The sequence below is a fragment of the Nocardioides jensenii JCM 1364 = NBRC 14755 genome (genome assembly GCF_001552535.1).
GTDB classification, from domain to species: Bacteria; Actinomycetota; Actinomycetes; order Propionibacteriales; family Nocardioidaceae; genus Nocardioides; species Nocardioides jensenii.
Genome location: NZ_BCRJ01000028.1, coordinates 1 through 24,157, shown reverse-complemented (window position 1 = coordinate 24,157; position 24,157 = coordinate 1). Strand labels below are relative to the sequence as shown.

The window sequence follows — 24,157 nt, the reverse complement described above, 5'->3', positions numbered from 1 at the left end:
CCATGCTACGGCGCCCCGGTGACCCGGTCACACCGAGTTTGCGGCGCGACCGTGGAGGAGGCCGATCTCCGGGCCGGGAGCGACTCGAGGTTCATCCGAGCTCAGCCGGGCGGCCAGGTCAGCTCACGGCCGCCGAGCACGTGAAGGTGGGCGTGGAACACCGTCTGTTGGGCCGCGGCGCCGGTGTTGAACACGGCGCGGTATCCCTCCAGGCCCTCCTTCTCGCAGACCTCGCGCGCCGTGGTGAACATCTCCGCGAGCGCGGCCGGCTCGTGGTCGGCCAGCGCTGCGGCGTTCTCGTAGTGGCTGCGCGGGACGACCAGGAAATGCGTCGGCGCCTGCGGACTCAGGTCACGGAAGGCCACCGACTCGTCGGTGGCGTGCACGATCTCGGCCGGCAGGTCACCGGCCACGATCTTGCAGAAGATGCAGTCGTCAGGGGGAACGGGTGCACTCATGGGCACCACGATAGGGCGCCGCTGCGAAGCAAAGAAGGCCGGCCGGCGTGTAAACCGATCGCCCCGGCCATGCGTGCCACTAGCGTGATGACCCATGCGATGGCGAGTTCTGCGGTGGAGCCGATGACGGCGTCCTCCCGCGCCGTCAGCGCCGACGCCGCCGTCGAGCAGCTGTACGCCGCCCACTGGCGGGCCCTGGTGCGTCTCTCCGTGCTGCTGGTGCGCGACACGGGCACCGCCGAGGAGGTCGTGCAGGACGCGTTCGTGGCCATGCACGGCCGCTGGCACAAGCTGCGCGAGCCCGACAAGGCATTGGCCTATCTGCGTCAGGCGGTGGTGAACCGCTCCCGGTCGGTGCTGCGGCACCGGCAGGTCGTCGACCGCCACGCCCGCGTCGAGCAGGAACGGGCCGAGGTCACCACCCCCGGGGCCGACAAGGCCGTGCTCGACCGGGCCCGGCGCGACACGGTGCTCGACGCCCTGGCCGCTCTCCCCCGACGCCAGCGCGAGGTGCTCGCGCTGCGCTACTACCTCGATCTCAGCGAGGCACAGATTGCGGACACCCTCGGCATCAGCCGAGGAGCCGTGAAGAGCCACGCCTCACGTGGCGCCGAGGCCATGCGCCGGAACCTCGGAGAACTCCTGGAGGACCCGTCATGAACCGCCCCGAGAACAACGACCCGCTCCGGGAGCTGCTCGCCGACGCCGTCTCCGACGTCGAGCCGTCCGACGCGCTGGAACGCATCCGTGACAAGACGAAGGTGACCGCCATGAGCTCACGCCGTCCGTGGATCTACGGGGCCGGTGCCGCCGTCGTCGCGACCGCCGCCACCCTCACTGCTGTGGCGTTCGCCGGCAACCTCGGCAACGACGACTCCGCCGACGACCCCGCCGACGACCCCGCCGCCACCCCGTCCGTCAGCCAGTTCAACGACCCCGACGCCACCGATGACCCGACCGAGTCCGAGACCGACCAGCCGGACTCCCAGGAGTCAGCGCTTCCGGTCTACTACGTCGGCGACGGTCCGAGCGGCGCCCGGCTGTTCCGCGAGTTCCACACGATGCGCGTGCCCACTGGGGACGGCCCTGTCGCCGCTCTCGGCGACAAGGTTGCGCTCTCTGTCAACGAGGCGGTCTTCGGCAATCCCATGGACCCCGACTACCGCACCTCGTGGCCCGAGGGCACCGCGGTCGGCGGTGCGACGTACGACGGCGACGTGATCCTCGTCGACCTGTCCCAGGGCGCGACCGACCTGCGCGACCGCCCGGAAGGAATGACCGCCGATGAGGCCGAGATCGCCGTCCAGCAGGTGATCTACACGGCACAGGCCGCCGCCGGTGACGGCCGCAAGCCCGTGCAGCTGCTGGTCGACGGCTCACACGTCGACACCGTGCTCGGTGTCCCCGCGGCCGAGCCACTGGCCAATGCCGACTGGCAGGACACGCTGTCCCAGGTGAGCATCACCGCGCCCCGCGAGGGCGTCGAGGTGTCGGGGGTCTTCACCGCCACCGGCGTGGCGAACAGCTTCGAGGCCACCGTGCCCTGGCAGGTGCTCAAGGATGAGGAGGTCGTGCTCGAGGGCTCCACCATGGCCGAGGGCGCCTACGACAGGCTCTACCCCTGGCAGGCCGCGATCGACGTGTCGAAGCTGGCGCCGGGCACCTACGTGTTCAAGGCTTCCACCGACGACCCCACCGGCGGTGCGGAGGGCAGTGGTCCGTCCGTCGACACCCGCACGATCGTCGTCAAGTGATTCAAACCGATCTCAGGAGGTTCCCCATGACCGTTCACCGACCCCGACGCATCCTGACGGCCGCATTCGTCGCCGCACTCGTGGTCCCGCTCGTGGCCTGCGGTGACGAGTCCGACCCGTCCGACACGTCCGCCGGCGACCCGTCGCAGGCCACCGAGAGCAGCTCACCGACGCCGGACGGCAGCACGACGCCGAGCGAGGCACCCGAGACCACCCCCGCGGATTCCGAGGACACCACCCACACCACCTGGTACGTCGGCGACTCGGGTCGCGGTCCGGTCCTGTTCGCCGAGCAGAGCACGCACGGCGAGCCTGACCACGGCTTCGGCGACGAGCTCGCCGCGCTGATGACAACTCCGCAGGACCCCGACTACCGCACGCTCTGGCCGGAGGGGTCACTGAAGTCAGCCAGCTTCGACGGCGTCGGCAAGGACGGCGTCCTCCAGGTGGAGCTGTCCGACGACTCGCTGTCCGAGCGGCCCGACGACCTGTCCGCACGCGAGGCCGAGCTCGCCGTGCAGCAGGTGGTCTGGACGATGCAGGAGGGCGCGGGGGCTCGTGCTCCGGTCCAGTTCCTGGTGGATGGCGGACCGGCCGACACGGTCCTGGGCATCCCCACAGCGACACCGATCAAGCGCAAGGCTCCCCTCCAGACGCTCAACCTGATGAGCATCACCTCGCCCGCCGAGGGCGAGAGCGTCACGTCGACCTTCACCGCGAGCGGCGCCAACAACGGCTTCGAGTCCTGGGTCGGCTGGCAGCTGCTCAAGGACGGCAAGGTCGTCAAGAAGGGCTTCGGCACGGCGAGGGGCTGGGCCGCGAACCGGCTGTTCCCGTGGAAGGTGAAGGTCGACGCCTCCGGCCTGCCGGCGGGCGACTACGTGCTGCGCCTCTACAACGACGACCCGACGGGTGGCACCGAGGGCAGCGGACCCGACGAGGACACCAGGACCGTCGTCATCACGTGACTCGCTTCGGGTCGTGACCACTAGGTTGGGGTCGTGCAGCTCACCGCGCGCGACCTCAACCGCACCCTGCTGGCTCGCCAACACCTGCTCGAGCGTACGACGAGTGCGGTGTCGCCGATGGTCCAGCACCTGATCGGCCTGCAGGCACAGGCGAATCTCCCGCCGTACCTCTCCCTCGCGGCACGGATCGACGGGTTCGACCCCGAGCACGTGTCGACAGGGCTGATCGACAAGAGCCTGGTCCGACTGCTCACCATGCGAGGCACCGTGCACCTGCTGGTGGCTGAGGATGCGTTGTCCCTGCGGCAGTGGACCCAGCCCCGACAGGACCGGGAGCGGGCCTCCAGCCAGAGCGTGAAGGAGGCGACTCACCTCGACACGGCCACCTTCAACGACGCGGTCAGCGGGCTCCTCGCCACGGGGCCGCTGTCCGGCAAGGAGCTGGGCCTCCGCCTCGCCGAAGTCTTCCGGGACGCGCCGCCCACGGCGTTGACCAACCTGGCCAGGGTGAACCTGCCGCTGGCGCAGCTGCCTCCGCGCGGCTGCTGGAGGCGGGCCGGCGGGGTGGTCTACCAGTACGTCGACCGCTGGCTCGGACGACCCCTGGTCGACCCCGATGTCCCTGCACGGGTCCGCCGCTACCTGCGCGCCTTCGGCCCGGCCACCGCGGCCGACATGACCGCCTGGTCCGGCGTCACCCGCCTCGGCCCGGTCATCGCCGGCATGGATGACCTGGTCGAGCACGCCGATCCGACCGGGCGGCGGTTGTACGACGTGGCCGACGCACCGATCGTCGCCGGGCACCACCCGGCGCCGGTGCGCCTCCTCGGGCAGTACGACAACCTCTGGCTCTCCCACGCCGCCCGCGATCGCGTGACCACCGGCGAGAATCGCCAGCGCTGGATGGGCCTCAACGGTGGCGCGGCCCACACGGTCTTTGTGGACGGCATGCTCGAGGGCCTGTGGCGCGTCGTCGACGACGCACTCGAGTTCGAGCTGTTCCGCGATCTCACCCGCGCCGAGCAGGGTGAGCTTGACGCCGAGACCGCACGCGTCGAGCGGCTGGTCGGCATTGCCGGAAGGTCGTAGGAGGCGCCTACTGGGCGGCTGACTCCGGCCCCGGCACCACCGGAACCCGGTCGACGCCGTAGACCAGCGAGCTCTGCCGGAACCCGAGGTCGCCTTCGGCCAGCCGCATCTGCGGGAACCGCCGCACCAGTGCGGGGAACGCGGTGCGCAGCTCCATGCGGGCCAGCTCGGACCCGATGCAGCGGTGGAGTCCGTGTCCGAACGCCAGGTGCCCGTGGGCTGGACGCTCGGGGTCGAAGGTGTCGGGGGCCTCACCGAACACCGGGTCGCGGTTGACCCCGGGCACCGAGACCAGGACCACGTCGCCCTTGTGCACCTGTCGTCCACCCACGGTGCGGTCCTCCTTGGCGAACCGAGGGAACGCAACCTGCACGACCGAGAGGTAGCGCAGCAACTCTTCGACGACCGGGTCGACCGAGCTGTCGTCGTCGCGCAGACGGTTCCAGGTGTGGCGGTCACCCAGCAGCACGGCGGTGCCCATCGCGAGCATGCCGGCACTGGTCTCCATGCCGCCGGTGAAGACGCCGTCGGCCAGGCCGGCCAGATCGTAGTCGTTGATCTCGTCGCCGTGCTCACGCAGGATCTGACCTATGAGTCCGGGGCCGGGGTCGCTGCGCTGGCGGCGGGTGGCGTCCTTGAGGAACTCACGCGAGTCGGAGATGGCGCCCAGGCTGCCGTAGCCACCTTCGGTCACGTCGAAGCGGGCGCTGCCAAGGTGGCGGAAGACCTCACGGTCGTGGTCGGGGAGGCCGAGCAGCTCGCAGATCACCAGGAACGGCACCGGGAAGGCGAACGTGGGAATGAGGTCGACGACCTCGCTCCCCGACGCCTTGGCAGCGACCTCGTCGAGTTGCTGCTCCACGATGCGGTTGACCATGGGGCGGATGCGTTCGAGCCGGTGCATCGTGAACTCGGGGGTGATCAGCTTGCGCAGCCGGGTGTGGTCAGGGGGATCGGTGAAGCCGAGCCCCCCGATGTCACCGTCGGCGGCACCTCGTTGGCCGACGTACGGCCGGATGTCGGTGCTGTAGGCGCGGGGCTCCATCAGCACCTCCCGCCCCTCTTCGAGGCCGGTCACCAGCCACACGTTCATGCCCAGCAGCGAGGTCAGGTGGTGCACCGGGTGCTCGCCACGGGTCTCGGCGAGCCGCGGCACAGGGTCGAAGCCGTCGCGCTTGAGCGGCCAGCCCAGTGAGTCGGGCACCTTGTCGAGTCGGGACAGGTCAATGGTCTGGGCCGGCATCAGCCGTAGCAGCGTCTTGCGCACCATTCCTTGAAGCTGTCGCCTCATCGCAGTCATGCCTCCAGCATCGCCAATTCAGTGCCACGTCACATCGGGGTTCTCCCCGAGGTCAACCCCGTCGAAACACCCGCATCATGCCCATCGCGTCGACCGGGACAGCAGTGCAGCCACCGCAGCCACGCCCGCTGTGGACGTGCGCAACACCTCACGTCCCATCCGCACCGGTTGCACTCCGGCGGCCAGGAAGCCGGCCAGCTCTTCGGCACTGATTCCGCCCTCCGGGCCGACGACCACCACCATGGTGTCACTGTGGTCCACAGAAATCGCCGACAAGGGCAGCGTGGCGGCCTCGTGCAGGACGACGGCCACGTCGGCACCGTCGAGGAGCCCCACCACCTCGTCGGTGCTCGCCAGTGGCGCCACCGTCGGGAACCAGGCCCGCCGCGACTGCTTGGCCGCCTCACGTGCGGTGGCCGCCCACTTGGCGTGCGACTTGGCGATCCGATCGCCGCGCCACACCGCCACCGACCGGGACGCGGCCCACGGCACGATGAGGTCCACGCCGATCTCGGTGAGCACCTCGACCGCCAGCTCGCCGCGCTCGCCCTTGGGCAGCGCCTGGACCACGGTCACCGACGGCGTCGGCCGTGGCTCATGGGTGGGCTCGGCCGTCTCGACGGTGAAGACCCGCTTGCCGGTGCTCGTCACGGTGCCGGTCGCCGACATACCGGCGCCGTCGGTGAGCACGACCGCCTCACCGACCCGCAGTCGACGTACGGCGACCGCGTGGTGGGCCTCGTCGCCCGAGATCTCGACCACGTCACCGGAGGCCACCCCGTCGAGGGAGGGCACGAGGTGGACGGGCAGCGACATCAGTGGTTGAACGCGTCGCGCAGCCGACCGAAGACACCCTTGTGCGCGGCCTGGACGCTGCCGTCGGGAGACTCCTCGCCCCGCAGGGCGGCCAGCTCGCGGAGCAGCTCCTCCTGGCGGGCGTCGAGGCGGGTCGGGGTGTCGACCAGAACGGTGACCACCAGGTCGCCGCGGCCGACGTTGCGCAGACCGGGAACCCCGCGCGCCCGGAGCACGTGGTCGGTGCCGGACTGGGTGCCCGCCTTGATCTCCAACGGGAAGCTCGTCTCGAGCTCGGAGTCCTCGCCGGCCACGTCCGCCTCGAGGGTGGGCAGGGTCAGGGACGCGCCCATGGCCGCGGCGGTCATCGGCACCGAGACCGTGCAGTGCAGGTCGTTGCCGTGACGGGTGAAGGTCTTGTGCGGGGCCACGTGGATCTCGACGAACAGGTCACCGGCCGGGCCGCCCCCGGGGCCGACCTCGCCCTGCCCACTGAGCTGGACGCGGGTGCCGACGTCGACGCCGGCGGGGATCTTCACGGTCAGGCTGCGGCGCGAGCGGATCCGGCCGTCGCCGGAGCACTCCCGGCACGGGTCGGGGATGATCGTCCCGAACCCACGACAGGCGGCGCAGGGACGCAGCGTGCGGATCTCACCCAGGAAAGAGCGCTGCACATGGGCCACCTCGCCGGCGCCACGACAGGTCTCGCACGGGAATGGCGTGCTGCCCGGGGCAGCACCGTCGCCGTGGCAGGCCTCGCACTGGACGGCGGTGTCGACCTTGATCTCGCGGGTCACCCCGAAGGCGGCCTCGGCGAGTTCGATCTCCAAGCGGATCAGGGCGTCCTGGCCACGACGGACCCGGGCGCGGGGCCCGCGCCCACCGGAGCCGGCCTGGCCCTGACCACCGAAGAAGGCGTCCATGATGTCGGTGAACGAGAATCCCTGGCCCTGGCCGAAGCCACCGGCGCCCATGCCGCCACCGAAGGGGTCGCCCCCGCGGTCGTAGGCCGCACGCTTCTGCGGGTCGCTGAGCACCTCGTAGGCCAGCGAGACCTCCTTGAACCGCTCCTGGGTCTCGGGGTCCGGGTTCACGTCCGGGTGCAACTGGCGGGCCAGCTTGCGGTACGCCTTCTTGATCGCGTCCGCGTCTGCGTCGCGAGGCACACCGAGGAGTTCGTACAGGTCCTGACTCATGAGTCCTTCTGGTTCGTGGGGTTCGGGTGGATCACGCTTCGTTGAGGATCCGCGACACGTAGCGGGCGACGGCTCGCACGGTCGCCATGGTCGCGGGATAGTCCATGCGGGTCGGGCCGACGATGCCGAGGGAGGCCAGCGCCTGGTCCTCCGGGCCGTAGCCGGTCGCGATGACGCTGGTGGTGGCCAGCTGCTGGTAGGGCCCCTCGTGGCCGATGCGCACGGTCACCGCGCCACCGGAGCCCGCCTCACCGAGCAGCTTGAGGAGCACGACGTGTTCCTCGAGGGCCTCGAGGATCGGGCGGACCGTGCTCTCGAAACCATCGCCGAAACGGGCCAGGTTCGACGTGCCGCCGACGGCGACCCGCTCATCGGAACGGTGGTCGGACATCGCCTCGACCAGGGCCGCGACGACCGCAGTCGCCACCGGGCGAGCCTCGCGCGGCAGCTGGTCGACGACGTCGTCGAGGGCCAACGCGGCGTCGGAGATCACCTCGCCGATGGTGGCCCGGTTGACGCGGGTGCGCAGTTGGGCGAGGTCGTCGTCGGCGAGCTCACCGGCGAGCTCGACCACGCGTTGCTCGACCCGACCGGTGCTGAGGATCAGCACCAGCAGGAGGCGGTTCGCGGCGAGCGCGACGATCTCGACGTGACGCACGGTGCTGCGGCTCAGCGTCGGGTACTGGACGACGGCGACCTGTCGGGTCAGCTGGGCGAGCAGCCGGACGCTGCGCTGCACCACGTCGTCCAGGTCGACGGCGCCCTCGAGGAACGAGGAGATGGCCCGCTGCTCGGCGGCACTCATCGGTTTGACCGTGGTCAGCTTGTCGACGAAGAGCCGGTAGCCCTTGTCAGTGGGCACCCGGCCGGCACTGGTGTGCGGCTGGGCGATGAAGCCCTCCTCCTCGAGCGCGGCCATGTCGTTGCGCACCGTGGCCGGCGAGACCCCGAGCTGGTGCCGCTCCACCAGCGCCCGGGAGCCGACGGGCTCCTCGGTCGAGACGTAGTCCTCCACGATCGCCCGCAGGACGGCAAGACGACGGTCCTCGACCATGGTCACCCCTCCTGGTTGCTGGCACTCCGACTTTCCGAGTGCCAATGCTACTCGGCACCGGGCGGGTTCTCCCAAGCGCAGGACATGACCTGGCCAGGAACATGTCATTAGGTTAGGCTCACCTATGTTATCGAGGAGGAGCTCATGACCACACCCAGCCCGTCGCCCGACCCCGCCGCACTGGCCGCCCGTGCCCGCAGCATCCTCTCCAGTCCCCAGGGCGTGAGTCTGGTCGTCGAAGGCGCCGAGCACACGCTCGATGAGGGCGTCTCCCTGCGCGACGACGCCGGAACCCCGACGTTCTTCGCGCCCCCGGGCAGCACCGTCGACCGAGCCGCCAGCCAGAACCGGAGCGCGCTGGTGCGCGTCACCAGCCAGCTCGACGAGCACGACGACGTGCGCTCGCACGTGGTGCTCGCGGGCACGCTGCGTGTGCAGGGCGAGTGCGCGCACGAGGACGTCGTGCGCGTGATCTCCCTCGACATCGGCATGGTCTCGCTCGTGCTCACCGGTGGGAACCGGACCGAACGTCACATCCCCGTGCCCACCTCACACTTCCGACATCCGTCGCACCTGCTCAACCGCGGCTACCTCCACAGCTGCGTGAAGCACGCCAACGAGTGTCACCAGGACGAGTTGATCCGGTCCGTGGCCCTGGCCACCGGAACACCCCCGGGAGACCTCGCCGGAGTCACGCTGTCACGCCTGACCTCGACGGGAGTGGAGCTGCACTGGGTCGACTGGTCGGGGGCGCACCGGCGCGTGATCACGTTCTCGCACGCCGCCCGCACTCCCGAGGAGCTGGCCGGACTGCTCAGCGCCCACCTGCACACCGGCCTCTGCTGACCCACGAGTCGTTGAGTTTCGTTCGTCCACTCGTTGATTCTGGCGGTGCCGGGGCACGGCCGTACGGCGCGCGCGGGCCACGTCCTAGTCTGGCCCGATGGCAACTCCCCTGGTCGAGATCTCGGATCGTGTGTGGGTCGCACGCCACGAGTGGTTCGACGTCAACGTGACGGTGATCGGCGGCACCACGGGGCTGGTGGTCGTGGACACGTTGGCCTCCACCCGCGAGATGCGCGGCACACTGGACGCCGTACGCCGCCTGGGTGAGGTGATCGCCGTGGTCAACACGCACGACCACGTCGACCACGTCCTGGGCAACTCGCTCTTCGACGGCCTCCCGATCCATGCCCACGAGGAGACCGCGGCCGCCCTCGAGCGCCTTCGCGACGACCGACCGGGCCACGACGGTGACCGGGCGGAGGAGGTCGACGCCTCCCCCGTCGTCGTGCCCACCGACACCTTCTCGTCCGCGCGGGTGATCGATCTGGGCGATCGCCAGGTCGAGCTGCTCCACCCCGGGCGCGGCCACACCGCCGGCGACATCGTGGTGCGCGTGCCGGACGCGGACGTCGTACTCCTCGGCGACCTGGTCGAGGAGTCCGCTCCCCCGGCGTACGGCGCCGACTGCTGGCCGATGGAGTGGCCGACCTCACTCGACCTGGCCATCTCACTGATCACCGACACCACCGTGGTGGTGCCCGGGCACGGTGCCGTCGTCGACCGTGACTTCGTCTACCAGCAGCGCGGCGACATCGGCATCGTCGCCGAGACCATCCGCGACCTCGCCGGTCGCGGAGTTCCGGCCGCTCGGGCGCTCGACGAGGGCGAGTGGCCCTGGCCACACGCCGTCCTGGAGCACGCGGTGACCCGTGGCTACGAGCAACTCCCCCGCGCGTCGAAGCGGCTCCCACTGATCTGATCGGTCTAGCGTTGTGCGGGTGACTCCGCCCAACGACCGCTACGGATCCGACGTCCTCAACACCGACTGGCGCGCGCCCAAGAACGGCCGGGCCACCGAGGTGGAGGCTGACAACGGACTCGTGGTCGAAGAGGTCACCACCGACTGGTGTGGCGAGATCGTCGCCGTCGACCGTGACATCGACACCGTCACCCTCGAGGACCGACGCAACCGACGACGCACGTTCCCGCTCGGCCCGGGGTTCCTGCTCGAGGGCAAACCGGTGATCCTGACCCGGCCGACCCGGTTGAAGACACCCGCCAGGCCGACGCGCACTGCCAGCGGGTCGATCGCCGTCCACGGCGCGAAGGCGCGGGTGGCCCGGGCCAGTCGCATCTTCGTCGAGGGCCGCCACGATGCCGAGCTGGTCGAGAAGGTCTGGGGCGACGACCTGCGCATCGAGGGCGTCGTCGTGGAGTTCCTCGGCGGTGTCGATGACCTCTCCGAGCACCTGCGCGACTTCAAACCGGGCCCGGACCGGCGGGTCGGCGTACTCGTCGACCACCTCGTCCGCGGCTCCAAGGAGAGCCGGATCGCCCAGTCGATCGCGAAATCGCCGGTCGGCAAGCACGTGCTGATCGTGGGCCACCCGTTCATCGACATCTGGGCCGCCGTCAAGCCCGAACGACTGGGCATCAAGCAGTGGCCCGAGGTGCCCCGGAACATCGAGTGGAAGTACGGCGTGTGCCAGCAGCTCGGCTGGCCGCACCGCAACCAGACCGACATCGCCCGCGCTTGGCAGCACATCCTCGGTGGCGTGCGTGGCTTCCAGGATCTCGACCCTGCCTTGCTCGGCCGGGTCGAGGAGCTGATCGACTTCGTCACCGCCCCCTGACACGGGTTGTTGGGTTTCGCGCGTCGAGTTGTTGATTCTCGCGTGCCCCCGGCGCCGCCGACCGGTCAGATGAGGTCGCGCACGATCCCGTCGGCGAGCAGCCGGCCGTCGCGGGTCAGCACCAGGCGACCGTCGGTCACCGCTCCCGGCTCGATCAGCCCGCGCGCGACGAGGTCCGGCAGCCGGTCCCGGGCCGGGTCGTCGAGCAGGTCGAGTGGCAGGCCCTCCCGGATCCGGATCTCGAGCAGCACGCGTTCCACCCGACGGGTCTCCGCGTCGAGCACCTCCCGCGCGTGCGCCGGGCTGAGGCCGGCGTTGATGCGCTGGGCGTAGGCCGCCGGGTGCTTGACGTTCCACCAGCGCACCCCGCCCACGTGGGAGTGCGCCCCCGGGCCCACACCCCACCAGTCGGCGCCCTGCCAGTAGAACAGGTTGTGCCGGCACCGCGCGGCCCCACCGGTCGACCAGTTCGACACCTCGTACCACCCCAGCCCGGCAGCGGTCATGGCCTCGTCAGCGGCCAGGTACTTGTCGGCCAGGTCGTCGTCATCGGTCATCGGCACCTCGCCCCGGCGCACCTGCCTGGCCAGCGCGGTGCCCTCCTCCACGATCAAGGCGTACGCCGACACGTGGTCCGGCGAGCAGGCGAGCGCAGCGTCGAGGGAGGACTGCCAGTCACCGGCGGACTCCCCCGGCGTTCCGTAGATCAGGTCCAGGCTCACCTGATCGAAGCCGGCCTGCCTGGCCCAGTCGACGACCGCCGGAACCCGCAGCGGATCGTGGGTGCGGTCGAGGGTCTTCAGCACGTGAGGCACCGCTGACTGCATGCCGAAGGAGAGGCGGTTGAAGCCGCCGTTGCGCAGGGCCTCCAGGTCCCACAGCGCCACACTGTCCGGGTTCGCCTCGGTGGTCACCTCGACGTCGGCGGCCAGGCCGAACTCGGCGGAGATCGCCGCAACGATCGCGGTCAGGTCGGCCGGCGGCAGCAGCGTCGGCGTGCCGCCACCGAAGAAGACCGTGTCGACGCGCCGGTCCACCTCCCCGAGCACGCGTCGCGCCTGACGGATCTCCGCGATCGCCGTCTCGGCGTACGACGCCCGCGTGACGCCTTCGCCGAGTTCGGTCGCCGTGTAGGTGTTGAAGTCGCAGTAGCCGCACCGCGCGGTGCAGAACGGCACGTGGACGTAGAGGCCGAACGGTCGATCGCCGGCCCCGGCGAGCGCCGTTTCCGGGAGCCGGCCGTCGGCGGGGGCCGGTTCACCGGGCGGGAGGGCTGAGGGCACCCACCCATCCAATCACCGGGCCGGGCAGACCGGGACATCGAGCATCACGCCCCGGCGCCGGTGCGGCCTGCCTGTGGCGCCGCACCGGGCGCCCCGTGTCGCGGCCCGGCGAGGCTCAGCCGTAGAAGGCGTTGATGACCTGCTTCTGGTTCTCCTCGACGACCTTGCGCTTCACCTTCATCGACGGAGTGAGCTCGCCGGACTCCACGCTCAGGTCGTGGTCGAGGATCTTGAACTTCTTGATCGTCTCCCAGCGGTTCAACCGCCCGTTGAGCTCGTCGATGTATCCGCTGACCATCTCGTTGGCCTCGGGCGATCCGACGATGTCGGCGTACGACGCCCCTTCCATGCCGTTCTGGGCCGCCCAGTCGGTCATCTGATCGGGGTCGAGGGTGACCAGCGCGGAGACGAAGTTGCGCTCATTGCCCAGCACCAGGAACTGGCTGGCGTAGGGGCAGATCGCCTTGAACTGGGACTCGATCATGGACGGGGCGATGTATTTGCCGCCCGAGGTCTTGAAGAGGTCCTTCTTGCGGTCGGTGATCTTGAGGAAGCCGTCGGAGTCGAGCTCGCCGATGTCACCGGTGTGCAGCCAACCGTCCTCGGTGAGCGCCTCGGCGGTGGCCTCGGGCAGGTTGTGGTAGCCCTCCATCACGTGGGGGCCGCGGAGCATCACCTCGCCGTCCTCGGCGATCTTGACCTCGCTCCCCGGGAAGGGCGCACCCACGGAACCGAACTTGTTCTGGTCCGGGTGGTTGACGGTGGCACCGGCGGCGTTCTCGGTCATCCCGTAGCCCTCGAGCACGGTGATGCCGGCTGCGTTGAACCACTCGGCAACCTCACGGTTGAGCGCCGCCGAGCCGGAGATGAAGAACCGCACCCGGCCACCGAAGCGCGCCCGCACCTTGCTGAAGACCAGCTTGTCGAAGAGCCCGTGCTGCAGCTTCAGGGTGAGCGGGATCGACTTTCCCTCACGCTTGAGCTGGTCGACCTGGAGGCCGACGGCGAAGGCCTTCTTGAAGAGCTTCTCCTTGGCGCCGCCCTCGGCCGCCTGCATCGTCACGATGCGGGAGTAGGCCTTCTCGAAGATCCGCGGTGCGGCCCCCATGAAGGTGGGCTTCACGATCGCGAGGTTGTCGATGATCTTGTCCACCCTGCCGTCGACCGCGGTCGGGAAGCCACAGGCCAGCTGGGTGGAGAGAAGTACCTTGCCGAACGAGTGGGCCATCGGCAGCCACAGGAACTGCAAGTCGTTCTCGTCGAGGATCTTCTGCGACGCGATCGCCTCGCCCTCGTAGACCCAGGCCCGGTGACGCAGCCGCACACCCTTGGGGCGGCCGGTCGTGCCGGAGGTGTAGATCAGGGTCGCCAGCTGGTCGGGCTCGATCGCCTCGGCGTGCTCGACGACGGCGTCGGGGTTGGCGGCGAGGAACTCTTCGCCTATCGCGGCGAGCTCGTCGACCCCGATCACCCAGTCTCCGTCGGCCTTGCCGTCGAACGTGACCACCTTGAACAGGTCGGGCAGCTCGGCCCGGTGCTCGACGAGCTTGGCGATCTGGGCGTCGTCCTCGGCGAAGACGACGCGGGACCCGGAGTCACTGAGGATGTAGGCCGTGTCGGCGGCGTTGGTCGATGGGTAGACCGTGGTCGTGGCCGCACCGGCAAGCATCACCGCGAGATCGGCCAGAATCCATTCGTAGCGGGTGCCTGAGGCGATGCCGACGCGCTGCTCCGGCTCGACACCCAGCGACATCAGGCCGGCTGCGAGGTTCGCGACCCGGTCGCCGACCTCCTGCCACGTCACCGACTCCCACTTGTCGCCCACAGGGAACCGGTAGGCCTCGCGGGTCGACGACTTCTCGACGCGATCGAGGAACTGCACCGCCACGTTCCGGGGCATGGACTCGAGAAAAGATGCGTCGTGGTTGATCGGCATGACACTCCTGGGATGTTCGCGGCGCCGGAGCGCAGAATGCTCCGTGTACGTACGAGTAACCTAGATCACCCATGGCTGTCGTGCACGCGATCTCGGACAGCAGACAAGGAATGGGGCGCAGACCCCATCACCGGTCGGCGGCACTGCCGACGACCGACCTGGCCACCATCTCACGCACCGACTCGGCCAACCCATCGATCGCGAGCAGGCTGGGCGCCAGGTCGCGCTCCGTGGTGAGGGCGCGGAACATCTGCGAGACCGTGATGCCGTGGTCGGGCCGGTGTTCCACCGTGATCGGGTCCCCGGCGCGGATCTCACCCTCCTCGAGCACCCGCAGGTAGGGGCCCGGACGACCGTCGGCCGCGAATCGCTTGACCCAGGCGGTGTCGTCGTAGCCGTTGAGGCGCATCCAGTTCTTGAACACCGAGCACGGGATGCGCACCTTGGTCACCTCGAGGAGCACCGAGCCGATCCGCCAGCGCTCTCCCACGAGCGCCTCGTTGACGTCGATGCCCTCGGTGGTGAGGTTCTCACCGAACTGGCCGTTGCGGATCGGGGCGCCGAGTTGCTCCTGCCACCGGTCCACGTCCTCGCGGGCGAACGCGTAGACCGCCATGTCGGGTCCGCCGTGGTTCCTCGTGTCCGCCACCTGATCGCCGTCCAGGCCCCGGCGGCGTACGGCGACCGGGCCCTCGACCGTGTGCTTGACAATCGCCGTCCGTTTGAGACTGCCCGCCCACTCTTGGTCACGTGGCAAGCCGACGCTGACATGGAGGACCGAGGCGTGCATGGGAGCGATCGTTCCAGATCCGACCCGTTCAGTCTGTTCGATTTCCGTGTTCGATCCCGCCGTGGACAGTTCCCGAGGTGTCCGCGATCTCCGGAGTCGTCGACCTCACCGCCGGCATTGCCGACCTGGTGGCGAGGCGATGCCCCCTGGTCGCGGGCGACTCACTGGACGTCGCCGGCGCGTCCTGCACGCTGCAGCCCGGCACCGACCTGACCGGAGAGGGCATCCCGGTGCTCGACCTGATGCCGGCCGCCCAAGCCTCGACGGCGCCGAAGCCTGCTGCGAGGAAGAAGGGTTGGTTCGCGCGCCGCCAGCGGTGGCCAGCGTTCATCGGCCTACTCCTGGACTGCCTTCGCGATCGTCACGCACACGGTCATCCAGGTCCGCTCGTCAGAGGTGAGGTCGCGTCCGACGGCGTCATGCACGGTCCACATCGCGTTGTGCACCATGCGTACGACGACCCAGTCTCGGGCCCGGTCCTCGTCGAGTCCGGCGCCGTCGACCAGCGTGTGGAATCGCCGTCGCAGGCCGTCGCGAACGTCGCCGGCGAGCTCATCGAAGCGGTTCCACAGCATCGGCGCCAGCTCATAGTGAGGATCTCCGCTGACCGGTTTGGGGTCAATCACCAACCAGGGTTCACGATCAGCGGCCAGCACGTTCTCGTAGTGGAGATCTCCGTGGATCATGGTGCCGTCGGTCGCGTCGTCGGCGATCAATGCGGTGCTCAGGCTGACTGCCTGTTCGACCATGCGACGCGGTAGTGGTGCTTCGCGTGGCAGTTGCTCGAGGTCGGCGTTCCAGCGTTCGACATACGACGACAGCGTGCGCAATGGCGGCGGCGCCGGGACGTGGATCCGCCCGTAGAGCCCGGCCACGATCTCGCAGGCCTCGAGGTCCCACAGACCGGTGAGGTCCTCGGGATGGAGACGCTCCAGCAGCATCGCCCGGCGGTGCGGGTCGGCCCGGAGCAGCTGCACCGCGCCCTGCCCGTGCCAGTGCTGAAGCGCGAGGTGCTCGTGGTCGGACTCCTCCGCGTCAACGTCGGTGTGCACCTTGAGCACCGCTGGTCGTCCGGAGGCGGTGCGCACCGGGAGCACGAGGGAGCAGAACCCGTGCCGGGACGTGTCGTCGACCACCAGCTCCCACTCGTCGAGCAGCTCGGCGGCCAGTCTCGGCAAGCGGTCCAACCACCCGGCCCACGCCTCACCCCGTGAGGCCTGAGCCAGCAGGCCGGCCGGGACCTCGATGCGGTTCATGTCGACCAGCCCAGAAGCGCGGAGCTACTTCTTGGACTTCTCCGTGGGCTGAGTGGTCGACAGCGCTGCGACGAACGCCTCCTGGGGCACCTCGACCCGGCCGACCATCTTCATCCGCTTCTTGCCTTCCTTCTGCTTCTCGAGCAGTTTGCGCTTGCGGCTGATGTCACCGCCGTAGCACTTGGCGAGCACGTCCTTGCGGATCGCGCGGATGTTCTCGCGGGCGATCACCCGGGCACCGATGGCGGCCTGGATCGGCACCTCGAACTGCTGCCTGGGAATGAGCTCCTTCAACTTGCCGGCCATCATCACGCCGTAGTTGTACGCCGCGTCGCGGTGCACGATCGCCGAGAAGGCGTCGACCGGCTCGCCCTGCAGGAGGATGTCGACCTTGACCAGGTCGGCTGCCTGCTCACCGGAGCGTTCGTAGTCGAGCGAGGCGTAGCCCTTGGTGCGCGACTTCAGCTGGTCGAAGAAGTCGAAGACGATCTCGCCCATCGGCAGCGTGTAGCGCATCTCGACCCGGTCCTCGGAGAGGTAGTCCATGCCCTTGAGATTGCCGCGCTTGGTCTGGCAGAGCTCCATGATCGTGCCGATGAAGTCGGACGGCGACAGGATCGTGGCGCGTACGACGGGCTCGCGCACCTCGGCGATCTTGCCCTCGGGGAACTCGCTGGGGTTGGTCACCTCAGCCTCGGAGCCGTCCTCCATCTGCACCTCGTAGACCACGTTGGGTGCCGTGGAGATCAGGTCGAGGTTGAACTCGCGCTCGAGGCGGTCACGGGTGATCTCCATGTGCAACAGGCCGAGGAAGCCGCAGCGGAACCCGAAGCCGAGTGCGCCGGAGGTCTCCGGCTCATAGGTCAGGGCTGCGTCGTTGAGCTGCAGCTTCTCGAGTGCCTCACGCAGGTCGCCGAACTGGTCGCCATCCATGGGGTAGAGGCCGGCGTAGACCATCGGGTTCGGGTGCTTGTAGCCGCCGAGGGCCTCGGTGGCGCCGTGGTGCTGGGTGGTGACGGTGTCACCGACGCGGGACTGACGCACGTCCTTCACGCCGGTGATCAGGTAGCCGACCTCGCCGACGCCGATCTCGCCGGCCTTGACCGGCTCCGGGCTGATCACGCCGACCTCGAGCATCTCGTGCACCGCATTGGTCGACATCATCTTGATCCGGTCGCGATGGCTGAGCTTCCCGTCGATCACCCGCACGTAGGTGACCACACCCCGGTAGGTGTCGTAGACGGAGTCGAAGATGAGCGCCCGCGCGGGCTTGTCCGCACTGCCCACGGGCGGCGGGGTCTGCTTCACGATCTCATTGAGCAGCGCCTCGACACCGACGCCGGTCTTGGCCGAGGTGAGCAGCACGTCGGACGGCTCGCAGCCGACCAGCCCGGCCAGTTCCGCGGCGTACTTCTCGACGTTGGCGCTGGGCAGGTCGATCTTGTTGAGCACCGGGATGATGTGGAGATCGGCGCCCATCGCGAGATAGAGGTTGGCCAGCGTCTGCGCCTCGATGCCCTGCGCAGCGTCGACCAGGAGCACGGCGGCCTCGCACGCCTCGAGGGAACGCGACACCTCGTAGGTGAAGTCCACGTGGCCGGGAGTGTCGATCATGTTGAGCACGTAGGTGCCCGCGTCGATGTCGAGATCGGTGGCTGCCTCGGGCGTCACCGTCCATGGCAGGCGCACGGCCTGGGACTTGATCGTGATGCCTCGCTCACGCTCGATGTCCATGCGGTCGAGGTACTGCGCACGGGCGGCGCGCTCGTCGACGACCCCGGTGAGCTGGAGCATCCGGTCGGCAAGGGTCGACTTGCCGTGGTCGATGTGCGCGATGATGCAGAAGTTGCGGATGATCGCGGGATCGGTGTGGCCGGGCTTCGGCGCTTGCGAGGTCAACGGCGGCTTGCTCTCTGGGCTGTGGTGCGGAGTACGACGTACGGCCCGTCATTGTCCCATGCCACGGGGCCACAGCCGAACCGACAGCCGGCGGAACAGGCGCGCCCTCCGAGACGTCACCCACGCCCCGAGGCGCATCGGGTGTCCGGGCGGAACCGGCGGCCGGGCATGATGTGCTCCCGTGACGCCTTCCCACCAACGGAGCGACCCGCCGCCGAGCGGCCGGACCGCCCGCCGCCTCGAGTGGCAGTTCCTGCCCCCGCACATCCGCCGGCGCGTCGAAGCCGAGTGCGGTTCACCCGTGGTGGCCGCGGAGTCCCAGGGTGGTGGATTCACGCCCGGGTTCGCCTCCGTCCTGACCTGCGACGACGGCTCCCTGCATTTCGTCAAGGCCGCATCGGTGAAGGCCCAGCGGATGTTCGCCCTCTCCTACCGCGAGGAGGCGCGCAAGCTCCGCACCCTCCAGGACCTCGTTCCCGCACCACGGCTGCTGTGGTCCCACGACGACGATGACTGGGTGGTGCTGGGCTTCGAGTACGTCGACGCGCGGCTTCCCGAGCGCCCCTGGCGGGCCGTCGATCTGGACCGACTGCTCGATGCCCTCGAGTCGGTCGCCGCGGCACAGCCCCCGATCGACGCGGGGCTCGACCCGATCGAGGAGGACCTGGCCGGCCTGCCGGCGTACTGGCAGACCATCCGGGAACGACACCCCGACCTTGCCCACGTCGACGAGGCGGCAGCCCTGGCCGCTCGATTCGGTGAGGTGTTGGTCGGCGACGTCGTGCAGCACACCGACATCCGCGACGACAACACGCTCCTGGGAGCGGACCAGCTCTGGATCTGCGACTGGAACTGGCCGGTGCTCGCCGCGCCCTGGTTCGACACGCTCTGCGCCCTGATCGGTCCCCGCGGCGACGGGCTCGACGTGGAATCGGTGCTGGCGGCCCGCCCGCTCACCCGCGAGGTGCCGGCCGAGCACATCGACATCGGGCTGGCCCTGTTGGCCGGTCACTTCCTCAAGTCCGCCGACGATCCGGCACCGCCCACCTCGCCCCATCTCCGGGACGCCCAGGCCTGGCAGGGCAGGGTGGTCTGGGAGTGGCTCGCGGAACGCCGCGACTGGTGAGCAGGCCTGCCCCTTCGCCCGGCACTGATGGATTTGGGGGGTCTCGTCACCGCTGATAGAGTTTCCGCTTGCATGTCTGGCGCCCTCTTCGCTGACCTGCCACGGACTGAATTCCCGCCAGTCCAGCAAGCTGGTTAACCCCAGCCACAAGACCTCCATCCAGTCCGAACCAAGTGAAAGCGCAGCAAACGTGGCGAACATCAAGTCCCAGATCAAGCGCAACCGCCAGAACGAGCAGGCGCACGAGCGCAACAAGTCGGTCAAGACCGGCCTGAAGTCCGCGGTGCGCAAGTTCCGCGAGCTGGCCGAGACCGGCGACAAGGACGCTGCTCTGGCCGCCGCCGCCGACGCCAACAAGAAGCTGGACAAGGCGGCCTCCAAGGGCGTCATCCACAAGAACCAGGCTGCCAACCGCAAGTCCTCGATCAGCAAGAAGGCCTCGTCGCTCTGACGTAGCCCCGACAAGCACGAAGGCGTCGCTCCCCTCGGGGAGCGGCGCCTTCGTGCTTGTCGCGACGGTCAGCGGGTGGAGCGCTGCTCCCGGAGCCCGGCGACCGTCAGGACCAGCCGTTCGAGGGTGTACGCCGCGTCGTGAGCGGCTCCCTTGATGTCGGCGTCGGCCTGGGCGATCGCACGGATGGCCAACCCCAACCCGTCGGGTGACCAGGCACGCGACTGGTCGCGCAGCGTGCGCAGCTTCCACGGGGGTACGCCGACCTCTCGGGCCAGGTCGGCCTCGCGCATGCCTCGCGGCGCCGAGACGTAGCGGGCCAGCCCACGGACTCCGCCGGCGAAGGCCGAGGTGATCAGCACCGGGGCGGTGCCGCCGTCGAGCGCCCAGCGCAGCTCCTCGAGGGCCGGGGCCCGACGACCGAAGAACGCGTGGTCGGCCACGGCGAACGACTTGGCCTCGGCCCGCCCACCGAAATAGCGCTTGACCATGTCGACGCTCAGCGCCTGGCCGGGGTAGTCGTTGACCAGCTGGTGCGCCGCAGCGGCCAGGGAGCGGAGATCCTGGCCGATGGCCTGGACCAGGAAGTCGGCGGCCTCGTCATCGAGCCGGGCACCGTGACCACGGACCTCGGAGGAGACGAAGCGGGTGAACTCGGCGCCCTTCACCGGCGCCGACTTCACCTCGGTGACGGTCGCGACCTTGCGCAGCTTGGTCAGCACGCCGCTGCCCTTCTGCCCTCCCCCATGGACGAGCACGAGCGCAATGTCCTCGGCTGGTGAGGAGCAGTAGTCGAGCAGGCCGGCCACGGACTCGTCGGGAAGGTTCTCCAGCCCACGCACCACCACGCATCGGGTGGTGGAGAACAGGGATGGTGCGGCCAGCTCTCCCAGGGTGGCCAGGGTCAGGTCGTTGCCCTGGGCCTCGGAGAACTCCGCCTCGGCGTCGTGCTTGCGGACCGCGGCACGCACGCCGACGACCGTGCGTTCGTTGAGGAACTCTTCACTCCCGGTCACGAGCGTGACTCGGCCGAGGACGTCTGCTGCGCGTGGTTCTGCCATGGTGCGTCTAGCCTGCCACAGCGCGAGGACAGGCCCGCCCGCAGCACGGTCCTCACCCCGGGTCACCCTCGCGTGGCGACCCGGAGTCGATGGTCGCGCAGGACCACCACGACGTCGCCGTCGCGATCGGTTCGCAGCACCCGGGCGCCCGAGTCGCGAAGCGGCTCCATCGTCGAGGCCGCCGGGTGCCCGTAGCCGTTGTCCGCGCCCACCGAAGCGATCGCGATCGCCGGATCGAGCCCGACCAGGAAATCCATCTCCTGGTAACGGCTGCCGTGGTGCGGGATCTTGAGCACGTCCACCCGCAGACCCGGGTAGGCCGCCGCCAGCCGGGCCTGCCCGTCGGGCTCCACGTCACCGGTGAGCAGGATCCGCACCCCGCGGATCTCGGCGAGCAGCACCAGCGACGCGTTGTTGGGGTCCCCGGCGAGCAGTGTCCCGGGGACGGGGCCGATGACCTGCATCCGGACCTCCCCCACCTGGAGGACCTCGCCGTACGCCGGAGTACGGAAGCGGCCCTGCGTCTCCGCGCTGACAGCGGCCACCCGTTCGGGCGGCTCCGGGAGGGCACTGGTCAGCACCGAACCCACCCTGCGCCCGCTGACCGCGGAGGCGAAGCCGTCCACGTGGTCGGCGTGGAAGTGACTCAGCACCACGACGGGAAGGACAGAGACGCCGAGCCGGTCCAGGCAGTGATCCATGTCGTCGGACTCGGGCCCGACGTCGACCACCACCGCCTGTCCCCCGCCGGCGTTGAGCGCCAGCCCGTCGCCCTGCCCGACGTCGCACACGGCAAGGATCCAGCCGACCGGCGGCCACCCCGGGCTCGGCATCGGCACCACCACGACGGCCACCATCAGCACGCAGCAGGCCAGTCCGGACAAGCGCCTGGCCAAAAGTCGTCCCAGGGTCACGGCGAGGCCCGCGCACAGCACGGTGAGGACCCCGACCGACACCCAGTCCGAACCCCAGTCGATCGCCGGCAGGGCAAGCCGTGCCGATCGGTCGGCGACGGCGATGATGCCGCGCGCGCACTGGCAGGCCAGCCACCCGGTCACGGCTCCCCCGGCCGGCCAGAGCAGGCCGACCACTCCCCCGAGAAGTCCGGCCACGGTCGCGGGCGCGACCAGGGGCCCGGCAGCGAGGTTGGCCAGCACCGCCACCAGGCTGACCTGGTTGGAGATCGCAGCCACCAACGGTGTGCAGGCCAGCTGGGCAGCGGTGGGTACGGCGATGGCCTGCGCCATCCACTCCGGCATCCAGGTCGACAACGCACGCGTCCACACCGGGGCAAGCAACAGGATCCCCGTGGTGGCCAGCACCGAGAGCGCGAAACCCACGGTGGTGGCCAGCCAGGGATCCAGCAGGAGAAGGCCTACGACGGCCACCCCGATCGCTCGGACACCCCGGCCGGTGCCGTTGGACCCCATGCCGATCAGGGCGACGGTTCCCATCGCCGCGGCCCGGACCACGCTCGGCTCCGTGCGGGCCAGCAGCACGAAGCCGACGATGCCGGCAGCTCCCAGCGCGTACTGCCATCGACCGCGCACACCGCACCACCGGCCGACCACGACCAGAAAGCCCACCACCAACGTCAGGTTGGTGCCCGAGACGGCCAGGAGGTGGGTCAGCCCCGAGGCCCGGAACTCCTCGGCCACCTGCTCGGGCAGGCCCTGGTCGTCGCCGTCGACCAGGGCAGGAACCAGGTCACGAGCCGGAGCCGGGCCTCCCTCGACCGAGTCGCGGATCGACGCACGAACCGCGGCCGAACCGCGCCACAGCACGGACGGCGACTCGGCCTCGCCCGGTGGACCGAACGGCGTCAGCACGGCGGCCACCTCGTGCCCGTCGGCCGGGCCCAGCCTGGCGCGCACCGTCATCGTGCTGCCCAGCTCGACGTCCTTCCACGACGGGTCGGCGATCAGCAGCACCGGCGTGTGCACGTCGTACGTCGTGCCGTGGGCGGTCAGCTCGGCGATCGAGGCCCGCATAATGATCGCGGTCGCGAACTGACCCTGAACCGGCTTCGGATCGGAGATCACCGTCACCCGGGCCGTCACCGCGGTGCGGGTCTCGGAGAGCGCCGCGGCCGGGCCGGAGCGGACGGCGAGATCGCGAAGAGCCGCGCTGGCGCCGATCGCCACGGCGATCAGGAGCCACGCGACGACGGCTCGTCGCAGGGTCGGCCTGACCAGCCGCAGTGACACCGCCGTCACGGCGACCGCCCCGATCAGCGCCGGCACCGGCGCAACCAGACCGCCGATCCCACCCAACCAGGCAGCCAGCCCGGCGGCCGGCATCCGCAGGTCGGCCACCTCCGGCACCTCCAGGAGCCGACGCAGGTCACCGACGTGCATCACAGGGTGACGTGCGGTGCCAGCTCGGCCAGGGTCTTCTCACCGATGCCGTCGACCTCCAGGAGCTGGTCGACGCTGCGGAAACCACCGTTCGTGTCACGCCAGGCCACGATCGCCTCGGCCGTGACCGGGCCGACGCCGGGCAGCTCCTCGAGCTCGGTGGTGGTTGCGGAGTTCAGGTTCACCGTCGCCCCCGAGGTCGCGCCGGGCGACGGCGCACTGGACGCGGCGACACCGGGTGGCGCCGGGACACCCACCACGATCTGCTCGCCGTCGGTGATCAGACGGGCCTGGTTGAGCCCAGCCAGGTCGGCCCCCGGTCGCACCCCACCGGCCGCCTTCAGGGCGTCGACGACGCGCGATCCAGGGGGCAGAACGACGATTCCGGGGTGGCGCACCTTGCCGGTGACGTCGACGACCAGTTCACTGGCCGACGCGGCCGAGCCCCCGGTCGACGCCACGGACGACGGAGCACCGTCGGCCACGGGGGTGGCCAGCGCCGGTCCGCCCTCCGGTGCCGCGACGGGTGCCCCTGCGTCGTCACGGATCACCCACCACGCGGTCACGGCCAGACCCACGGCAACCAGCACGGCCAGCGCCGCCACCTGCCCCGCGGTCAATGCCACCCGCCCGCGGAACGCGGAGAGATCCAGCCACGGGCGCGTCGCCGTGCGCGCTGCGTGACGACCGGGAATCGGGAGCATCGGCGGGCCCGCCGGATCACCGGCGGGCTCCGGCTCGGGCG

The 24,157-nt window shown here is 69.9% G+C and carries 22 protein-coding genes; 9 read left to right on the top strand and 13 right to left on the bottom strand.

The window, feature by feature from the left end:
- Positions 1-101 precede the first annotated feature (101 nt).
- The gene (locus NJ4_RS07875) at positions 102-458 is read right to left on the bottom strand and encodes a histidine triad nucleotide-binding protein (protein WP_067432681.1); all 357 of its coding nucleotides are present in this window, start codon (positions 456-458) and stop codon (positions 102-104) included.
- Between the two features lie 99 nt (positions 459-557).
- On the opposite strand from NJ4_RS07875, the gene NJ4_RS07870 reads away from it, so the two are divergent.
- The 4 genes from NJ4_RS07870 to NJ4_RS07855 are packed head-to-tail and all read left to right on the top strand — an operon-like array spanning position 558 to position 4,269.
- Positions 558-1,118 (top strand): SigE family RNA polymerase sigma factor, encoded by a 561-nt coding sequence (locus tag NJ4_RS07870; RefSeq protein WP_245644504.1) that lies wholly within the window; start codon positions 558-560, stop codon positions 1,116-1,118.
- Positions 1,115-2,212 (top strand): Gmad2 immunoglobulin-like domain-containing protein, encoded by a 1,098-nt coding sequence (locus NJ4_RS07865; protein WP_067432675.1) that lies wholly within the window; start codon positions 1,115-1,117, stop codon positions 2,210-2,212. Before NJ4_RS07870 ends, NJ4_RS07865 begins: the two co-directional genes overlap by 4 nt.
- A gap of 26 nt (positions 2,213-2,238) precedes the next feature.
- Positions 2,239-3,180 (top strand): Gmad2 immunoglobulin-like domain-containing protein, encoded by a 942-nt coding sequence (locus tag NJ4_RS07860; protein WP_067432673.1) that lies wholly within the window; start codon positions 2,239-2,241, stop codon positions 3,178-3,180.
- A gap of 33 nt (positions 3,181-3,213) precedes the next feature.
- Entirely contained in the window at positions 3,214-4,269 is a 1,056-nt protein-coding gene (locus tag NJ4_RS07855) for a winged helix DNA-binding domain-containing protein (RefSeq protein ID WP_067432669.1), read from the top strand.
- A 7-nt stretch (positions 4,270-4,276) separates the two neighbouring features.
- Here the strand turns inward: NJ4_RS07855 and NJ4_RS07850 are convergent, their stop codons facing one another.
- From NJ4_RS07850 to hrcA, 4 genes are all read right to left on the bottom strand, one after another.
- On the bottom strand, positions 4,277-5,569 hold the full coding sequence (locus tag NJ4_RS07850) for a cytochrome P450 (protein ID WP_082748289.1): 1,293 nt from the start codon (positions 5,567-5,569) through the stop codon (positions 4,277-4,279).
- 75 nt (positions 5,570-5,644) lie between these two features.
- A complete protein-coding gene (locus NJ4_RS07845) occupies positions 5,645-6,385 on the bottom strand; it encodes a 16S rRNA (uracil(1498)-N(3))-methyltransferase (RefSeq protein ID WP_067432661.1) in 741 nt (246 codons plus the stop codon).
- The gene (dnaJ, locus tag NJ4_RS07840; RefSeq protein WP_067432658.1) at positions 6,385-7,560 is read right to left on the bottom strand and encodes a molecular chaperone DnaJ; all 1,176 of its coding nucleotides are present in this window, start codon (positions 7,558-7,560) and stop codon (positions 6,385-6,387) included. Before dnaJ ends, NJ4_RS07845 begins: the two co-directional genes overlap by 1 nt.
- A gap of 31 nt (positions 7,561-7,591) precedes the next feature.
- Positions 7,592-8,614, bottom strand: a complete 1,023-nt coding sequence (gene hrcA, locus NJ4_RS07835) for a heat-inducible transcriptional repressor HrcA (RefSeq protein WP_067432655.1) — start codon at positions 8,612-8,614, stop codon at positions 7,592-7,594.
- Positions 8,615-8,758: 144 nt separating this feature from the next.
- Here hrcA and NJ4_RS07830 point away from each other — a divergent pair, with 144 nt between their 5' ends.
- The 3 genes from NJ4_RS07830 (at position 8,759) to NJ4_RS07820 (ending at position 11,253) form a co-directional block, all read left to right on the top strand.
- Complete coding sequence (locus NJ4_RS07830; protein ID WP_067432652.1) at positions 8,759-9,460, top strand: hypothetical protein; 702 nt, start codon at positions 8,759-8,761, stop codon at positions 9,458-9,460.
- Between the two features lie 97 nt (positions 9,461-9,557).
- The gene (locus tag NJ4_RS07825) at positions 9,558-10,379 is read left to right on the top strand and encodes an MBL fold metallo-hydrolase (RefSeq protein ID WP_067432649.1); all 822 of its coding nucleotides are present in this window, start codon (positions 9,558-9,560) and stop codon (positions 10,377-10,379) included.
- A gap of 19 nt (positions 10,380-10,398) precedes the next feature.
- Positions 10,399-11,253 (top strand): DUF3097 domain-containing protein, encoded by an 855-nt coding sequence (locus tag NJ4_RS07820; RefSeq protein WP_067432882.1) that lies wholly within the window; start codon positions 10,399-10,401, stop codon positions 11,251-11,253.
- 65 nt (positions 11,254-11,318) lie between these two features.
- On the opposite strand, the gene hemW is transcribed toward NJ4_RS07820, so the two are convergent.
- From hemW to lepA, 5 genes are all read right to left on the bottom strand, one after another.
- Entirely contained in the window at positions 11,319-12,536 is a 1,218-nt protein-coding gene (gene hemW, locus NJ4_RS07815) for a radical SAM family heme chaperone HemW (protein ID WP_067432646.1), read from the bottom strand.
- Between the two features lie 115 nt (positions 12,537-12,651).
- Entirely contained in the window at positions 12,652-14,436 is a 1,785-nt protein-coding gene (locus NJ4_RS07810; RefSeq protein WP_245644503.1) for an AMP-dependent synthetase/ligase, read from the bottom strand.
- Between the two features lie 163 nt (positions 14,437-14,599).
- Entirely contained in the window at positions 14,600-15,262 is a 663-nt protein-coding gene (locus NJ4_RS07805; RefSeq protein WP_067432639.1) for an MOSC domain-containing protein, read from the bottom strand.
- A gap of 335 nt (positions 15,263-15,597) precedes the next feature.
- Complete coding sequence (locus NJ4_RS07800) at positions 15,598-16,518, bottom strand: aminoglycoside phosphotransferase family protein (RefSeq protein WP_067432636.1); 921 nt, start codon at positions 16,516-16,518, stop codon at positions 15,598-15,600.
- A gap of 24 nt (positions 16,519-16,542) precedes the next feature.
- Complete coding sequence (gene lepA / locus NJ4_RS07795) at positions 16,543-18,417, bottom strand: translation elongation factor 4 (RefSeq protein ID WP_067432633.1); 1,875 nt, start codon at positions 18,415-18,417, stop codon at positions 16,543-16,545.
- Positions 18,418-18,598: 181 nt separating this feature from the next.
- Here lepA and NJ4_RS07790 point away from each other — a divergent pair, with 181 nt between their 5' ends.
- The gene (locus tag NJ4_RS07790; RefSeq protein WP_067432630.1) at positions 18,599-19,543 is read left to right on the top strand and encodes a phosphotransferase family protein; all 945 of its coding nucleotides are present in this window, start codon (positions 18,599-18,601) and stop codon (positions 19,541-19,543) included.
- A 190-nt stretch (positions 19,544-19,733) separates the two neighbouring features.
- Positions 19,734-19,994, top strand: coding sequence for a 30S ribosomal protein S20 (gene rpsT / locus NJ4_RS07785; RefSeq protein ID WP_067432628.1), 261 nt, complete (start codon positions 19,734-19,736; stop codon positions 19,992-19,994).
- A 68-nt stretch (positions 19,995-20,062) separates the two neighbouring features.
- Here rpsT and holA read toward each other — a convergent pair whose 3' ends face one another.
- The 3 genes from holA to NJ4_RS07770 all read right to left on the bottom strand — a co-directional run.
- Positions 20,063-21,055, bottom strand: coding sequence for a DNA polymerase III subunit delta (gene holA / locus NJ4_RS07780; protein WP_067432625.1), 993 nt, complete (start codon positions 21,053-21,055; stop codon positions 20,063-20,065).
- A gap of 62 nt (positions 21,056-21,117) precedes the next feature.
- Positions 21,118-23,412 (bottom strand): ComEC/Rec2 family competence protein, encoded by a 2,295-nt coding sequence (locus NJ4_RS07775; RefSeq protein ID WP_245644502.1) that lies wholly within the window; start codon positions 23,410-23,412, stop codon positions 21,118-21,120.
- Positions 23,412-24,157, bottom strand: a 746-nt coding sequence (locus NJ4_RS07770) for a ComEA family DNA-binding protein (protein WP_082748288.1), incomplete at its 5' end; no start/stop codon positions are given. The genes NJ4_RS07770 and NJ4_RS07775, both read right to left, overlap by 1 nt.

What these genes read in the sequence shown, in the direction of transcription:
- NJ4_RS07875 (WP_067432681.1), bottom strand. Translation starts at nt 458, where the DNA reads ATGAGTGCACCCGTTCCCCCTGACGACTGCATCTTCTGCAAGATCGTG.
- NJ4_RS07850 (WP_082748289.1), bottom strand. Translation starts at nt 5,569, where the DNA reads ATGACTGCGATGAGGCGACAGCTTCAAGGAATGGTGCGCAAGACGCTG.
- NJ4_RS07775 (WP_245644502.1), bottom strand. Translation starts at nt 23,412, where the DNA reads ATGCACGTCGGTGACCTGCGTCGGCTCCTGGAGGTGCCGGAGGTGGCC.
- NJ4_RS07870 (WP_245644504.1), top strand. Translation starts at nt 558, where the DNA reads ATGGCGAGTTCTGCGGTGGAGCCGATGACGGCGTCCTCCCGCGCCGTC.
- NJ4_RS07825 (WP_067432649.1), top strand. Translation starts at nt 9,558, where the DNA reads ATGGCAACTCCCCTGGTCGAGATCTCGGATCGTGTGTGGGTCGCACGC.
- NJ4_RS07845 (WP_067432661.1), bottom strand. Translation starts at nt 6,385, where the DNA reads ATGTCGCTGCCCGTCCACCTCGTGCCCTCCCTCGACGGGGTGGCCTCC.
- NJ4_RS07810 (WP_245644503.1), bottom strand. Translation starts at nt 14,436, where the DNA reads ATGCCCCGGAACGTGGCGGTGCAGTTCCTCGATCGCGTCGAGAAGTCG.
- NJ4_RS07830 (WP_067432652.1), top strand. Translation starts at nt 8,759, where the DNA reads ATGACCACACCCAGCCCGTCGCCCGACCCCGCCGCACTGGCCGCCCGT.
- NJ4_RS07800 (WP_067432636.1), bottom strand. Translation starts at nt 16,518, where the DNA reads ATGAACCGCATCGAGGTCCCGGCCGGCCTGCTGGCTCAGGCCTCACGG.
- NJ4_RS07805 (WP_067432639.1), bottom strand. Translation starts at nt 15,262, where the DNA reads ATGCACGCCTCGGTCCTCCATGTCAGCGTCGGCTTGCCACGTGACCAA.
- hrcA (WP_067432655.1), bottom strand. Translation starts at nt 8,614, where the DNA reads ATGGTCGAGGACCGTCGTCTTGCCGTCCTGCGGGCGATCGTGGAGGAC.
- holA (WP_067432625.1), bottom strand. Translation starts at nt 21,055, where the DNA reads ATGGCAGAACCACGCGCAGCAGACGTCCTCGGCCGAGTCACGCTCGTG.
- dnaJ (WP_067432658.1), bottom strand. Translation starts at nt 7,560, where the DNA reads ATGAGTCAGGACCTGTACGAACTCCTCGGTGTGCCTCGCGACGCAGAC.
- NJ4_RS07860 (WP_067432673.1), top strand. Translation starts at nt 2,239, where the DNA reads ATGACCGTTCACCGACCCCGACGCATCCTGACGGCCGCATTCGTCGCC.
- NJ4_RS07865 (WP_067432675.1), top strand. Translation starts at nt 1,115, where the DNA reads ATGAACCGCCCCGAGAACAACGACCCGCTCCGGGAGCTGCTCGCCGAC.